General features: G+C 62.4%; 7 protein-coding genes. All 7 read left to right on the top strand.

The window, feature by feature from the left end; genetic code table 11:
• Window positions 1–8 precede the first annotated feature (8 nt).
• A complete protein-coding gene (locus J4E53_RS25250) occupies window positions 9–7,754 on the top strand; it encodes a non-ribosomal peptide synthetase (RefSeq protein WP_310650540.1) in 7,746 nt (2,581 codons plus the stop codon).
• Between the two features lie 31 nt (window positions 7,755–7,785).
• Window positions 7,786–8,328 carry a c-type cytochrome gene (locus tag J4E53_RS25255; RefSeq protein ID WP_103310675.1) on the top strand — a complete coding sequence of 181 codons (543 nt, stop codon included), beginning with the start codon at window positions 7,786–7,788 and terminating at the stop codon, window positions 8,326–8,328.
• Between the two features lie 5 nt (window positions 8,329–8,333).
• Window positions 8,334–9,848, top strand: a complete 1,515-nt coding sequence (locus J4E53_RS25260; protein WP_103310673.1) for a serine hydrolase — start codon at window positions 8,334–8,336, stop codon at window positions 9,846–9,848.
• A 58-nt stretch (window positions 9,849–9,906) separates the two neighbouring features.
• The gene (locus tag J4E53_RS25265; RefSeq protein ID WP_060742316.1) at window positions 9,907–10,383 is read left to right on the top strand and encodes a hypothetical protein; all 477 of its coding nucleotides are present in this window, start codon (window positions 9,907–9,909) and stop codon (window positions 10,381–10,383) included.
• 6 nt (window positions 10,384–10,389) lie between these two features.
• Window positions 10,390–11,370 (top strand): SagB family peptide dehydrogenase, encoded by a 981-nt coding sequence (locus J4E53_RS25270; protein WP_103310672.1) that lies wholly within the window; start codon window positions 10,390–10,392, stop codon window positions 11,368–11,370.
• Window positions 11,367–14,633: an amino acid adenylation domain-containing protein gene (locus J4E53_RS25275; RefSeq protein WP_103310670.1), complete on the top strand. Its 3,267-nt coding sequence runs from the start codon at window positions 11,367–11,369 to the stop codon at window positions 14,631–14,633. Before J4E53_RS25270 ends, J4E53_RS25275 begins: the two co-directional genes overlap by 4 nt.
• A gap of 3 nt (window positions 14,634–14,636) precedes the next feature.
• A partial coding sequence (gene asnB, locus J4E53_RS25280; protein WP_207268207.1) for an asparagine synthase (glutamine-hydrolyzing) occupies window positions 14,637–15,773 on the top strand: 1,137 nt, incomplete at its 3' end.

Below are 15,773 nucleotides of genomic sequence, written 5' to 3' on the forward strand. Positions count from 1 at the left end.
TCGAGTCGGTGGAGGACTGGGGCGACTTTCAGGCGAGATTCACGTCGATCCTCTATGTTCAGGCCGACGTGGCAAGCGACACCCAGCTTAAAGCCATCGCGCAAAATACAGGTATTTCTCTGCAGGACATTCAGGGGGTTTTCCATTGCGCCGGTGTCGCCGGCGCCGGTGGCCTGCGCACGAAGGACATCGAAATGGCTCAGCGGCGATGCGCCGCCAAGGTCACCGGCGCACAGGCGTTGTCCCGGGTGTTCAGCGATGTGCCCCTGGACTTCGTGGTGTTCTTCAGCTCGATCAACGGCTGGGTTGGCGGCCCCGGACAGGCCGAATATTGTTCGGCGAATGCCTATCTGGATGCGCTGGCACAATCCGGCACATTGCCCTGGCGCACGCTCTCGATTGCCTGGGATACCTGGCTGGACACCGGCATGGCACGGCGCTCGATTGACGCGGTGCACTCATCGGTGTCGTCCATCGATGGGCACGAGTCCACCACCTTCATCACGCTGCCAGCCCACTCCTGGTTGTTGAGCGAGCACCGTGTCGACGGTGTAGCGCTATTGCCTGGCACCGCACACATCTCCTTGCTCCTGCGAATAGCCGACGCCGCCGGTTTGCCCCGTGTGCTGGTTGACGTCAGGTTGCTGAATCCGGCTTTGGTGCGCGAGGGGGCGGACATGCACCTATGCGTGCCAGAGCACGTCTGCGCGGGGACCGACGTCCAAATCCGCGATTCAAGCGGCGTGGTGCTCAGTACAGCGACACCCGGTGGCGCGCTCGATGTCGTCATGGCAATGACTTGTCCTTCTTTTGTTCGGGCGTTTTGTGCGACCCAGGCCCAGCCCTGTACGTTCTCGGTGCCCGCTCGGTTGCAGGTGGGGGAGCGTTGGCGTTGCCTCGAAGACGTCAGCCGCTGCGGCAATGTCTATCGTGTGGTCCTGCAAACAGACCAGCTGGCGCAGGATTTTGGAGAATGGCCCTGGCATCCCGCCGTGATGGATGTGGCGCTGTTGCCGATACAAATGGAGGCCGGAGCATTCGCGGTGCCCGTGGCCTTCGAGCGTGTGCAGGCGAGTGTCTCGCTCGCGGCGGCCCGCTTCAGTTATGTGTGCGTGCGAGAGACCTCGGCATCGCTGCGGGTAGCGGATGTCTGTATCACGGATGAGCACAATGCAGTGTTGCTGTTGATGTCGGGTGTCACGTTTACCCCGCTCGATGCCCATCTTCTGCGGGCGCGCGCCGTAACGGACGAGGCGTTGTCCCGCGGCCTGCCCGTGGCGACGGCGCTCGATCAGCTCGAACGTCTGCTGGACCATTGCGCGCTCGATGCCGTGATGCTCACATCGACAAGCTTGCCCGAACTCGAGCGCTTCAGCGAGGCGCTGGCCTGCCGCTATCGCAGCATCGCCACACAACCGACTAACGAGGCCAAGCCGGCCTTGCAGGACACCGACGCACGTGAAGCGTTGCTGTGTCGACTGGTCGCGACCAACCTTGGCTACGATCAAGTCGCGGCACAGGACAACTACTTTTCATTGGGGGGCGACTCGCTGAGTGGCCTGCTATTGATTGAAAATGCTCGCAAGGAGGGGATTCAACTTTCCCTGGATTTGCTCTACGAGACAAAGACCCTGGCGGAGCTTGCGCAGAAGGTGGATTGGAACGCGGCCCACAGCGAAGCCGTGTCACGCGCAGAACCGTTCTCTTTATTGCATGACGATGATCGCATCCGCATTGCCGAAGATGTAGTCGATGCTTTCCCATTGTCCGAGCTGCAAAAAGGCATCGTTTACTACCGCTCACGGTACGCAGAGCAGTCCATTTATCGCGACCTGCTTTGGGTGGATGTCGAGGGACCACTCGATGAGACGTTGTTGAGGCAGGCTTGGTCGAACTGCGTGCAACGGCATCCGGTACTGCGGTCACGGGTTGAATTGACGCAATTTCGCGAGCCGCTGCAGATCGTCCATGCCCATGTCGAAGCCCCCATGGCCATAGGTGATCTGTCTGGCCGCAGCGTGCGTCAGTGGGCAGAGGAAGTCGACCTGAAATCCAGTTGCCCTGTAGGCCGGGCCGCGTATCTGTTCGCGCTGCCCGACGCTGACGTGCTGCATTTGGTATTACTGCTCGACGATGCCTTGCTGGATGGCTGGAGCGCCACTTCGCTGCTTGCAGAACTGCTTATCGGTTACGGAGGGCTGCTGGACGGGCAGGTGCCGTCGTCGCTGCCAGCCCCTTCGTTGTCGTTTCATGACCATGTGCGCCATGAGCGTAAGGTCATAGCCGCGGGTCAAGAGCATGGTTTTTGGCGGGAGCGTCTGCAGGGTTGCGTGCCTTCGACGCTCACGCGCGGGATAGCCGGTGCGGCGTGCCGCGGGCCCGAGATCACGATTCGTGAGATGCCATTCGGGGCTGCACGGCATGTCGATGCCCTTGCCAATAGCTGTGCCACCACGCCGAAAGTGGTGCTGCTGGCCAGCTATCTGCGAGCGCTTTCGCTCTGGTGTGGTACGAACGAGGTGACGACAGGCCTAGAAACGCACACCCGCCTCGAAACCGACGGCGGGAGCGAAGTTCTGGGGTTGCACCTGAACATGTTGCCGTTCCGGCAGGTACTCACCGCCATGTCGGTGCGTCACTACCTTTCAGGGGTCGCCCAGGCGGAAGCACAAACCATTGTCCATCGGCATCTGCCGCTGAGCGAGATCCAGCGTGACTGGTCCGTGCCCTTGTTCGACAACTGCTTCAACTACACCCAGTTTCGCAAGCTACATGAGATAGCGGAACGAGGAAGCCTCGGTAAATCCTTGCGTTTGAAGAGGTATGCGGGCGAAGAAAAAACCCACTATCCGTTCAAGTTGTGGGTTGACTGCTCCGGTGCGGGTGTTTACCAGCTGTATATCGCTTTCGACAGCGTGCGCGTCGATGAAGCCGATGCGCAGGCGGTCGCCGCACTGTTCGACAGCGTGCTAGAGGCTTTCGCGCGCGATACCAGCGCGGATGTGATGTCGATTGGCGCGCCATCGAGCAATGACGGCGCGCTGCGTTGCACCGAAACCATTCCTGAATTGGGCGTGCTGTTCCAGGAGGCATGGCAAGCCCACGCGGATCGCATCGCTGTGCGCGAGGCGCAGCAGGCGTTTTCTTACCGCGAGCTTTCGAGGGCGGTGGAGTGCGTCGCTCTGGAATTACAGCGCAAAGGCTGCAAGCCCGGCATGACGGTGGCGGTTTTGCTGCCGCGCTCGTTCCGCTGGGTCGTGGCGATGCTCGGGGTGTTGAAAGCCTGCGCGACGATCCTCCCGATTGATCCGTACCTGCCTGAAGGTCGAGTCCAGATGATGCTACGGCAGGGGCGGCCACGATTTGTCATCACGGACACGGCGATCAGCGAAGAACGCCTGTCCGATTGGCGCGGGCCGGTAATCACCAACGTCGAAACTGCGACCTGGCCCGATGACCTGTCGATCGGACCCTGGACACCATCGGCCAATCTACCTGCTTACCTGATTTTCACTTCAGGCAGCATGGGGACGCCCAAAGGGGTGCTCAATACGTGCAAGGGGCTGGCGAACCGTCTGGCCTGGCAATTGCGCAATCATCCGCTCCACCCGGGCGATGTCTTGCTGTCGCGTACGCCTGCGAGCTTTGTCGATGTGTTCTGGGAGAACTTCGGCCCCTTGTGTGCGGGGGCGACACTGGTGATCGCCGATGATGCCGAGAGCCGCGACCCGGCACGGATCGCCCAGCTGTTGTGGCGTTGGCATGTGACTCACCTCGTTGTCGTCCCCACTTTGCTGGAGCCTATCCTTGCTCGGATCAAGGCGGACCCGGGGCGTGACGCGCTCGCACTACGGCAGGTGTCGCTCAGCGGGGAACCGTTGAAAGTTGCGTTGATGGAACGTGCACGTGCGCTGTTGCCTGCCGTCCGGTGGTTGAACGTCTACGGCTCTTCGGAGGTGTCGGCCGACGCCAGTGTCTTCGAACTCGGTGATTGGCAGGCGCGCCCGGACGAACCTTCAGTCGTTCCAGCAGGGGAGGCGCTGTGCAACGTGGGTCTGCATCTGCTCGACGAGAACCTGCAGCCTGTGCGTCCCGGGTGTATGGGGGAGCTTTACGTCAGTGGCCCGGCCCTGGCTCATGGCTACTTGCACCAGCCGGGGCTGACCGCCATTCGTTTTGTGCCGAACCCATGGCCGCTGGACGCCAACGATACCCGTCTCTTCCGGACCGGTGATGTCGCGCGACACGGACGTTGCGGGCTCGAAATCGTGGGGCGCTCGGATCGACAGATCAAAGTACGGGGGGTGCGTATTGATCTTGACGATCTCGAAACGCGCCTGGAGCGCCTGGCGCCTGTGTTGCGCGCAGCTCTGGTCGACAGCGCCGACGGGTTGTCAGCCTTCGTGCAGTGCCGCGCCGAGGCCGATTCAAAGCAGCTATGGCCCGCGTTGCGCTTGCAGTTGCTGCCCGAAGAGCGGCCCGCCCGGCTGTGGCTGGTCGAGCGTATGCCGCTGACTCTGGCGGGCAAGATCGATCGTCTTGCACTCGCCGGCACCGGTATCTTGTTGTCGGACATGGCGCGCGTCGAACTCCAGGGCGACATCGAGAACCGGTTGGCCGGGCTGTGGCGTGAGCTGTTGCCGAGCGCGAGCGTCCATGCTGACAGCCACTTCGATGAACTGGGCGGGCACTCGCTGCTGGTGCTCCAACTGGCAGGCACCATCGAAAGAGCGTTCGGCTGCCGCCTGAGCATCGCGCAATTGCAGGCAACCGGCCAATTGCGCGCACAGGCCCGATTGATCGAGGCCCAGCGTGGCATTGCGCCGATCGAGAACGGGAAGATCGAATCCGATCCCGGGATGCAATCGCAGCCTTTCCTGCCGACTGCGCTGCAGCAGGCTTATTGGGTCGCACGGCACCGAGAGGGACCGGAGGGTGGAAGCACCCATATCTATCAGGAATGGGTGATCCCGCGATTCGAAACGCATCGGCTTGAGGCCGCATGGAATCGCCTGATCGAGCGTCATGGCATGCTGCGCGCGCGCCTCGATGCGAGCGGCCTGCTGTCGGTGCGCGATGCAGGTGTCTACCACATTGAATGCCATGACCTGTCGGAACTGGCGCCGCAGACCCGTGAAGCGGTATTGCTGCGGTGGCGCGAGCAGCATGCCTTCACGCCTTTTGGCAACCGCGACGAGCCGTTCCTGCTGCAGGTGTTCCGACTGCCCGACGGCGAGGCCATGCTCGCTGTGAAGCTCGATCTGCTATACGCGGATGCATGGAGCATGGGCATCATCGCTCGCGAACTCTGGACGCTCTACGCCAATCCGGCCACCGAGCTAGCGCCTCTGTCGATCTCCTTTCGCGACGTACTCGAATACACGCGAGCCCATGAAAACCCGGCCGCGCGAGAGGCGGCGCGGCATTATTGGAGCGAGCGCATGGGCTGTTTCTCGGGCGCACCGGACTTACCGGTTCGTGGGAGTCTGCCTGGCTCCTTGGCGGTGCGACGACTCGATATGGTACTCGACCCTTTGCAGAAACAGGCGCTGGAGTCGTTGGCCCTGCGTGCGGGTCTTCAAGCGAGCAGTTTGCTGTTGGCTGTGTTCGCTGCGGTACTGCAACGCTGGTCGCTGAAGAAGGCATTCTCGCTGACGCTGACCTTGTTCGATCGCCCGTTCGTGCATCCAGAGGTCAATGGTGTGGTCGGGGATTTCACCTCAGTGCTCTGGATGGAGATTGACGGTGAGCGCCCCAGCTCCTTTATCGAATTCGCCCGTGCGTTGCATGCTCGGCTGCAGGACGGGTTGGACCATCGCGCGTTCGATGGCATCGACATGGCGCGCGCTACGCAATCGCAATTGCGGGTTGTGGATGCGATGCGCTACGTATTCACTTACATCGCCCAAGGGGATGATGGCTCGGCCGTGTTTCCCGAGGGCTCTGTCGAGCGCTACCGCGTCACCCGAACAGCCGGCGTGTGGCTTGATAATCAGGTTGTCGGCGAAGCCGGAAAGCTGCGGCTGCATTGGGACGTTGTAGACGAGCGATTTCCGGCCGGCATGGTCGACGACATGTTCGCCGCATACCGGGCGCTGGTCGAGGCGTTGATCGCGCAGGCGGGTACCGAAGGGCTCGGAGAGGGCTGCGGGGTGCAGCTGCCACGGGCGCAGCAGGCCCGTCGGCAGGCTGACGGGCAGACCGACGTGTCCATTCAGGATTACCTCGCGGACATCGACATGCACTGCGGCGCATCACCCGATGCTCCCGCCGTTATCGCGGCCGACAGGACGCTCTCGTACGGAGAGCTGTGGACCCGCGCCCGGCGCGTGGCACTGGACCTGAAGACTGACGCACCCCATGCCTCCAGCGTGGCGATCCATCTTGAGCCGGGCTGGCGCTATGTGGTTGCAGTGCTCGCCACGCAGATGGCAGGTGTCGCCTACGTACCGCTGTCGTTGCGCTGGCCCCGCGCGCGCGTGATTGACGTGATCGACAGCTATGGCATCGACCATGTGTTTGCCGATGAGGAGGTCGCCGGGTGGAGTTCGAGGCTGTCCCTCGTACGGACACTGTCGGTGCCGACGCAGGAAGATCCACGGGCACCGCTCCCGTCCATGTCCATGGCTTCGGATCCTGCGCTGCTTGCCTACGTGATGTTCACCTCAGGCAGCAGCGGCACACCCAAGGGGGTAATGATGCGGCGCGGTGCGGTCGCCAACACACTGCGCGACGTCTGCGCACGCCTGCGCATGAATCCCGGCAGTCGTGTATTTGGATTATCCGATCCAGGCTTCGATCTATCCGTGTTCGACATGCTGGGTCCGTTGATGGTGGGCGGTGCGCTGGTACTGCCTGACGCCTCCGACCGGATGAATCCACAGGCCTGGTGGACGCTTTGCCGCCGACACGGCGTCACGATCTGGAATACGGCTCCCGCTCTGTTTGAAATGCTTGCCGACTACGGCAAGGGCAAGACGGATCGCATAGGCACCCTCGATTTGCGTTGGGTAATGCTGAGCGGCGATTGGATCTCACTGCATTTGCCTGGCCTGTTACGCGAACTCGCGCCTGGCGCGCGGCTGCTCTCGCTGGGTGGCGCCACCGAGGCGGGCATCTGGTCCGTCTCGTTCCCGGTGACGACTGTCCAGGAGGACTGGACCAGCATTCCCTACGGCAGGCCATTGCGAGGTCAGCGTTGCGACATCGTGGATGTGTTCGACGAGCCTTGCCCCGATGGCGTGGCGGGCGAGCTGACCATCTCCGGTGCGAGTCTGAGCGACGGTTACTGGCAGCGCCCGGCGCTCACCGAGCGGGCTTTTTTTATCGATGGGCGAACCGGTGAACGCCGCTACCGGACCGGTGACCTGGCCCGCTATCGCGCCGACGGTGTGATCGAATTACTGGGGCGGATGGACTCGCAGATCAAGATCGCCGGCCACCGTATCGAGTGCAAGGAAGTCGAGCATGCCGTACTGACGTATCCCGGTGTTGCACGCGCCGTGGTGGTGCCTCTCAAGGACCGTGGCGGTTTGACGCTGCACGCGGTGGTGGAGCACGAGGACGGCGTATCGATCGAGTCGATCCGCCAGCATTGTGCCGAACGCTTACCCGAGGTCATGGTGCCGCGCCATTGGCACAGCAACCTAGGCATTACGTTGAGCGACAACGGCAAGGTTGACCGTCGCGCACTGCAGCAGCGCATCGAAGCGATGTTACAAGAGAGAGTCGAGGATGGCGTGCCCAATGGTTAGATTTCAAAGATGTCGACATGCCGGATGGTCGGTGGGTGTGTTGCTGCTTCTTGTCATGTCGGGTGCCCGTGCCCAGAGCGGCGCATACCTGTCGAAGGACTGCACCGCCTGTCACGATACGGCGCTGGGTCATAACCTGGCGATTCCCTCCATCGTGGGGCAGAAGCGTGAATTCCTGCGCAATCGCCTGGAGATGTTTCGCCACCCCGGTTCTGATGCGAAGGTCATGCCGCGGCTCTCGTCCGGGTACTCGCCTGCGGAGCTGGATGAGATCGTGGATTACCTTTCGGCCCGGCCTTCGTCGCTGAAACAGGCCGCCGATAAACCTGCAGAGGCCGCGCCCGAAGGGGAGAGCCAATACCGGACGCATTGCGCGACGTGCCACGAGCATCTCGACGCGAGTCCGCTGCTGATTGGACAGAACCGCACCTACCTCGTCAACGCGCTGCGCGATTTCGTCTTTGGAACCCGACCCATGCCGGACGGCATGCGCGAAAGTCTCTCCGCGCTGACGACCGCAAACCTGGCCGCGGTGCTCGATTTCATGGCCGCGTCAAACAAAGGAAAAGAGTGAAGCGTATGACTCCCAGATTTTTCTCGAGCGTCTCGAAGGTCGGCCAGCGCTACGCCGGATGGACGGTGGCGGTGCTGTTCAGCGCCTCTGTATCGGCGGTAGCGGCGGATGACCCGTCCAGGCCGGCCGGGCCCAATCCCTTCTTCGTCGCGGCTTCGGCCTATTCGAAAATCATGTGTTCGGGCGTCTTCGTCTCGGGGCTGAACGAAAACCAGATCCGCTTGCAAGACCTGGCGACCATGCCCCCCTTTACAGTTGAAATCGACCGCGAGCGCCACACGGTTTCGACCCTGATGCGCTCGGGAAAGCGAGTGAGCCAATACCGTGAAGGGTTAGGTTGTACCCTGGATAACACGCCGTCGCCGCTGCTCGAACGCGCGACCTCGCCGAAGTCCTATCCCCAAGTGCTCGAGTCCAGTGCGGCGCATCCGGCGGCATTGCCGGTGGAGGCGCACCCGCAACTCAAGGACATTTTGGAGCGTGCCTTCATGGAGGATGATTCGGCCCTGCTCAAGAGCACGCGCGCCGTACTGGTGATCCATCATGGCAAGGTCATTGGCGAGCAGTATGCCGAGGGCGTGACGGCGGACACGCCGTTGCCTGGCTATTCGATGGTCAAGGGTGTCGCCAACCTCATGACAGGGCTATTGGTACAGCGTGGCTGGTTGACGCCGCAGAGCACCGATCTACGACCGGAGTGGGGGACAGAGCCGAACGATGCACGCAAGGGCATTTCGGTCGATCAGCTGTTGCGAATGACTTCAGGCCTCGACTGGGCGGAGGGGTATCTGGGCGAGATGTCCGATCTGATGGTCATGTTGACCTCCGCGCCCGACCCGGCTTCCTACGCGGCGCTCAAGCCGCTCGCGAAGCCGATGCTTCATGCCGATGCGGGTAAGTCGCTGCCCAATGCGGATGCCTTGGCCGCAGTGCTTGGCACTTCGGGCGCGCCTCGCTCGTTCGCCGAGCCGAAGACGGTACTGCCCGGGCAGGCATGGCGTTATTCGGGCGGCTCGTACGAGCTGCTGTCCGCCACACTTGCCAAGGCCCTGCGCGCACATGACGAAGATCCGCTGGTGTTTCCGTACCGCCAACTTTTCCAGCCGCTGGGGATGACCAGCGCAATCCTGGAGTCGGCGCCCAACGGCAACTACATGCTGTCTTCGTTCATGCTCGCCAGTCCCCGGGACTGGGGGCGGCTCGGCCTTTTCCTGTTGGATGAACATCGCGGCAAGCACCGCTCCGACGTGTCCCTGCCTCCACAGTGGCTCCAGGACAGTTTGCGTCCCACTGTCGCCCAGGATCTGCCTATTGGCACGGAGATCGGTTCCGGCTACTGGCTCAACTCGTTGGGCGATCACGTGCCCAAAGGGACATTTTACCTGGGCGGCTTCCAAGGGCAGTTCCTGGTAGTGGTGCCTGATCGCGATCTGATCGTGGTGCGGCTTGGCACGACGGCGTCCGATGGCAACTGGGTCATGCGCAGGCTGATGGACGACTTGATGCAAACAATCAACTGAGCGCCCTGACGGGGCCTTGGCGGCTACGACAACCTTTCCTTGTTGGAGAACCAATAAAATGAAAAAACTGATCCCTGCTACGTTCTGGCTTCTCACCGCGCTGACCTGCGGACAGGCCTGGGCTCAGGCCGAACCGAGCGGTGGGAGTGCGCCCCAGGCGAGCACCTCCGCCGGGCAGGTCGTATCGATCGTCAGCGTCTACGTCAATCCGACGAAGCAGCAGGAATTCCAGAATTTCTACAAGCAGCAATATGCAGCCCAATCCAAGCATCTCGACGGTCTGATGGAGTCCTATTTACTGTTGCCTGCCACTGGCGACACGTCGGCGCCGGTAAAGCACGTCACGGTCTGGCGTGATCGTGCTGCGTACGATGCCTTCCTGCAAAAGGTGACGAGCGGTGAACATCCGGTCGGCGCGAAGACGAACTATGGCTACGGCGAGGGCATGTACGTTCGTCGTCCGATTTATGAGCTGTATTTGGTGGAGCAGCACAAGGTGAATGCTCCCGTCGTAACCGATGCAGCGAAGAACTGACAGCCCATGACCCTTTCCCGAGAACTCGAGAATCAGGCTTTGCCCATTATCGATGCGGAGCCCGGCGGGCCACTGTCGACTGTCGAGCGGATTCGACGCATTGTCGAAACGGTGCTCGGGGTCGTGGTGCCTGATGTGGGTAGCAACATCATTGGTCTGGGTGCCAACTCGATGGAGTTGGTACGTATCATCAACCTGATCGAAGATGAAATGGGGTTGCGCCTGAAGTTCGAGGACGTGAGCTTCGAACCTTCGATCGCTGAGTTGGCAAAGAGTGTCGAGGCAACACGCGAATGCGAGGCGCACGAACCCGCACAGTACGCTGCCTCCCAGGCGGTGACTGAGACTGCGCACCTGGATTTACCTGCCGTCACGGGTATCCGCCACGACGCTGGCTGGCCCGTGGTGATGCTGGCCGAAGGTCTGTCGCCAGTCGAAACCGTGGGCGCCAGCGTACGCGCATTTGGCCACGAACCGCTGGCGCTGGCAGGCATTGCGCAATTGCTCGATGCCCTGAAGCTGCCGGAGCGAGGTGCGTCCGCACATGCAGGGTATGCCTCGGCAGGCGCACTCTATCCAGTGCAAACCTACCTCTACGCAAAGGCTGGGAGGGTAGACGGCCTGCCGTGCGGGCTCTATTACTACCATCCGCTTCGCAGAGAGCTTTGGCTGCTGTCACCGGACCTGGTGTTCGACGAGTCGCTCTATGAGCCTCTTTTCAACGCACCGTTTTACCGTGACGCGGCTTTTGCCATTTACCTGGTGTCGCGTCCGGCAGCCATCAAACCTTCCTATGGCGACCGTGCACGCGACTACTGCCTGCTGGAGGCCGGCGCCATGGCACAGTTGCTGCGCATGCGTGCGCCATCCTGTGGCATCGGCCTGTGCGCGATTGGCGATTTCGCGTTCGAGCCGGTTCGCAACTGGTTTGAACTCGACGATGACCAGGCCTGCCTGCATTCGCTGGTGGGAGGTTCCATCTCATGAGCCCGGCGCGGGTGGGGCATCCGCTCTCGATGAACCAGCAATCGCTGTGGCGACATCAGCGGCTGTTTCCCGATGCCCAGACGTATGGAATGCTGGGGATCGCGCGTACACGAACGCTGCCCGACCTCGAGGCCTTGCGGCGCGCTTATCGACGCCTGCTCGAGCGCCATGAGATTCTTCGTTGCCAGATCGTCGAAGACGCGACGGGTAACGCACTAGCCCATCCGCTCGCATTGCAGGATTTGAGCGACGCCGAGCTATTACCGTTCGAGGATGCTTGCAATTGGTCGCATGCTCGACTGTCGGCCTTTATCGATGAGCGCTTCAGCTGTGCCCACCAGATTACCGCAGCGACGCTCTTTCACTGTGTCCTGCTGATCGCCAGTCGCGAGGCGGTTGATGCACTGGCGGCCGGCAGCGTCGGGTACGCGCCGGCCTCCACCCATGGCAACGCCGGGCAGACCGTCGGCCTGCTGGTCTTTACCGGGCACCATCTGGTCATCGACTTTCTGTCGTTCCCGCTGCTGCTGCGCGAGTTGCACTCGCTCCATGCCGAGGAGGAGGGGGCACCGCTTGAGGCTCAGGATGCGTTCCTGGCCGATGCCAACGCCTGGTCGCTGGCAACGTCGCAACAGATGTTCATGACGAAAAAAGAGACGGGTATCGCTGCCTTCGTCGAGCGCATGGCTTCGCCACCGCAGCCGCTGTCATTTGGGGGGGACACCCTGCGCGCGTCCATGCCTGACACCGGGGCCCGGGAGCGTCGTTTCGTTCTGCCCGCGTCCGTCCGCGAGACGCTGCTGCGTTGCGCACGTGATCATGGGGTCACACCTTATGTGGTCATGCTGTCGCTGTTTCAGGTATGGCTGCATGTGAATTGCGCTGCAGCGGACATCAGCGTTGCGACGCCCATGCATGGACGGGAACGTCGCTTGTTCGGCCACACTGTCGGCTATTTTGCCAACGTGCTCCCGGTGCGCCAACGACTGGTCGCCGAGGACAGCTTTGCCGACCTGCTGCGGCGCAATCAGGCAGAGGTGCGCGAGGCTGTGCGGCTGGCCGCGGTGCCGTTCCAGGTGCTGCGTGAACGGGCCCGGGTGCACGAGCTGCGTCCGGGACTGACCGCGCTCACCCAGGTCGCGTTCGTTTGGAACGTGATGCCTGCACCCGCCCACGACGCTTGGTTGCAGCTCTTGTTGGTCGAGCAGCGAGGCTCGCCGTACGAGCTTGCGTTGACGGTGTATGCCCAGGACGAAACCTGGACCTGTGGCCTGAAGCATGACCCAACCTGCGTGCCTGCGCATTTCGTCGACCGTTGCATTGAACAGTTGCCCACCTTTGCGGCGTGGCTCGCCGAGCTGCCGGCGGCGCCGCTTGGCACCCTGGGCTTCGTGCAGCCGCCTGCCTGGTGTTGTCCGGCGGGCATCGTGCCGCAACCCGCAGAAGATCTGGTCGAGCAGGCCTTGCTTCTTCATGGGAGAGAGAGGGCGAGGGTGACAGCCGTACGGTATGCCGACCAGGCGCTCACGTATGCCGAACTTGAGGACACCACTCGGCGCATGGCGATCGAGCTGCTGCGCCTCATGCCAGGCGAGGGTCCCATAGGCATCCTCATGGAGCGGGGAATCGACACCGTACTGGCGATGGTGTCGGCTTTGCGAGCGGGTATTACCTTCGCACCGCTGCATCCCGACCAGGCACAATCCTGGTTGGTGGAGGCTTGTCAGGGCGCCGGCTTGCGCGGCGTGGTGTTTTCATCCTCCCAGGCCGAGGTGGCTGCCGGGCTACCGATACCGGGTCTCCTCTATGCGCGTTGGTGCGAGAGGGCGCAGGGTGCACCACTTGGCCGGTTGCCTGTGGTGCATTCATTCGAGACCGCCTACCTGATCCACACATCCGGTTCTTCCGGCGCGCCCAAGGGCGTAGCCGTCTCGCGTGCGAGCCTGCATCACCTGATTGCGGCCAGCCGTTTCATGTTTGCGGGCGAGGAGCAGCACTGGACCCTGGCGCACCACGCGAGTTTCGATTTCGCCATTTGGGAGGTGTTCGGCCCGCTGGTCCATGGTCACACGCTCACGGTACTTGATGAGCAGTGCATCGCGTCACCCAACGCATTGCACGAAACGATCATACGTAACGGCATTACGCACCTGGGGCTGACGCCAGCCGCTTGTCGCCTGTTGGCACCTTGGCTGGAGCGTCACGGCCTTGGACGCCTGCGCACGGTTTGTATCGGCGGCAGCGCGGTCGATCCGGCGCTGGCCAGTGCCTTTGCGGTACTGGGGTTGGAAACCTGGAGTTTCTATGGCCCAACTGAAGTGACGGTGTGGGCCACCTGTGCGCGTATTGGCGACGGCCGGCCGGGAGCGCGCATTGGCCAGCCCTTCGCGGGGCTGCGAGCCTATGTCCTTGACGACACGCTGCAATGGGTTCCGGAGCATTGTGTTGGCGAGCTGTACCTGGGTGGCCCGCAATTGGCAGGTTACTTGAAGCCGAGGCTCACGGCCGCGAGCTTTTTGCCTGATCCCTGGTTCGCCGGGGAGCGCATGTACCGCACGGGCGACCGGGTGCGCTACACGCACGCCCATGGACTTGAGTTCATCGGGCGCGCGGACCGGCAAGTGAAGCTCAACGGTTACCGGGTCGAGCTAGACGCCATCGCGCACGCACTGTCGGGGTGCGAGGGGATCGAGCAACTGGCCTGCTTGCATCTGTCGGGACAAGGCCTCTGTGCCGCCTACACGACGGTCGATGGACAACCATTGCCGGGACTGCGGCTTGCGGCTTACGCCCGTGAGGTGTTGCCGAAATACATGTTGCCGGTTCGCTTCGTTCACCGCGTCGCGTTTCCCCTCACGCGCAATCGCAAGCCTGACATGGATGCACTGAGTGCGGAACTGTCATCAGGCCTCGCGTCACGAGATCCGTCCCGGGGCTTGGATGAAGCTCGATGGATGAATGAAATCCTGATTGTGTTGTGCGCCGAGCTGAATGTGCCGCAGGTGCAAGCCGACAAGAATTTCCATGAACTGGGCGCCACTTCGATCATTCTGGCACGGCTGCATGCCCGTCTCTCGGCGCTCGCCGCCACCGGGCCCGAACTGGTGGATCTTTACACCTTTCCAACTGCACGAAGCCTCGCCCGTTGGCTGGCGGAAGGGGAGAACACCCCGGCGGAGGGACCTAAGCATGCGCCAGCCAAGTGGCAGGGGCGGCGTCCGCGTACGTTGCGCCACGGCCAGAATCTGCCAGGGAAGCCTTGATCTATGTGCGGATTCGTCGTTGCCTGCCATCACCAAGCACCTGTGCCCACTGTCACGCTGGACGCCGCCCTCGACACGCTGCGCCACCGTGGTCCTGATGGTCGCGCTTCGTGGTTGTCGGCGGACGGCTTGTGCGGCATCGGTTTTCATCGTCTTGCGATGGTCGGCGCCCGCGAACAGACGCAGCCCTTCCACACGGATGACGTGCATGTCGTCGTCAATGGCGAGATCTACCAATACGCGGCGCAGCGCCAAAAACTGGAAGCTGCCGGCGCGTGCTTCGCCACCGACTCTGATTGCGAGGTTGTGGCGCACGGTTACCTGCAGTTGGGTATTGATTATGTTCGTGAGCTGAACGGGGAGTTCGCCGGTGTGATCTGGGACGCGCGGCGGCGCAAGCTGTTTGCCATCCGGGATCGCTGGGGCGTAAAGCCATTGTTCTATCGACTTTCGGACCAAGGCATTCACCTCGCTTCGGAGATAAAGGCGCTGATCGCGCTTGGCGCGCAGCCCCGCTGGGACCACGCGGCGCTGTTCCAGCATTTCTTCGCCTCGATCGGGCCAGCCCAGACGCTGTTCGAGGGCATTCACCAAGTGCCGCCGGGTCATGTGCTTGAATGGAGCACGCAAGGCTATGGGGTCACACCGCTGCTGAGCGCGGTGGACGAGGCGCACGACGCGGCGCGGCAGCACCTCGCGTCTGCGCCGCGCGAATGGATGCCACGGCTGGTCGATGGCTTGCGCCATGCTGTGCAGGATCGCTTCCAGGGGGATGGCCCCGTGGCTTGCTACCTCAGTGGGGGCGTCGACTCGGCTACGGTGGCCGCACTGGCTGCACGTCATGGAAGAGAAGGGCTGAGTGCCTTCACCGTCGACTTCGGCGCCGGCACCGACGATGCAACGCAGGCCGCCGGTATTGCCGCCAGCCTGGGGCTGCGGCACGAAGTCGTCCCGGTCAGCGAGGCGCAACTGGTCGACCACTTCGCGGATGCGGTGCGCCATGCCGAGACCATCGGTTTCAACACCATTGGCGCTGCACGCTGGATCCTGGGGCGGGCGTTGGCCAGTAGCGGCTATAAGGCAGTACTGGCGGGTGATGGCGCCGATGAGTTGTTCGCAGGATACAGCTTCTCAAGCGTC

Source organism: Pseudomonas sp. FW305-28 (assembly GCF_017351395.1).
GTDB lineage: Bacteria > Pseudomonadota > Gammaproteobacteria > Pseudomonadales > Pseudomonadaceae > Aquipseudomonas > Aquipseudomonas fluorescens_AA.

Coding starts and splice junctions, on each gene's coding strand:
- J4E53_RS25260 (WP_103310673.1), top strand. CDS start 8,334: ATGACTCCCAGATTTTTCTCGAGCGTCTCGAAGGTCGGCCAGCGCTAC.
- J4E53_RS25265 (WP_060742316.1), top strand. CDS start 9,907: ATGAAAAAACTGATCCCTGCTACGTTCTGGCTTCTCACCGCGCTGACC.
- J4E53_RS25270 (WP_103310672.1), top strand. CDS start 10,390: ATGACCCTTTCCCGAGAACTCGAGAATCAGGCTTTGCCCATTATCGAT.
- J4E53_RS25275 (WP_103310670.1), top strand. CDS start 11,367: ATGAGCCCGGCGCGGGTGGGGCATCCGCTCTCGATGAACCAGCAATCG.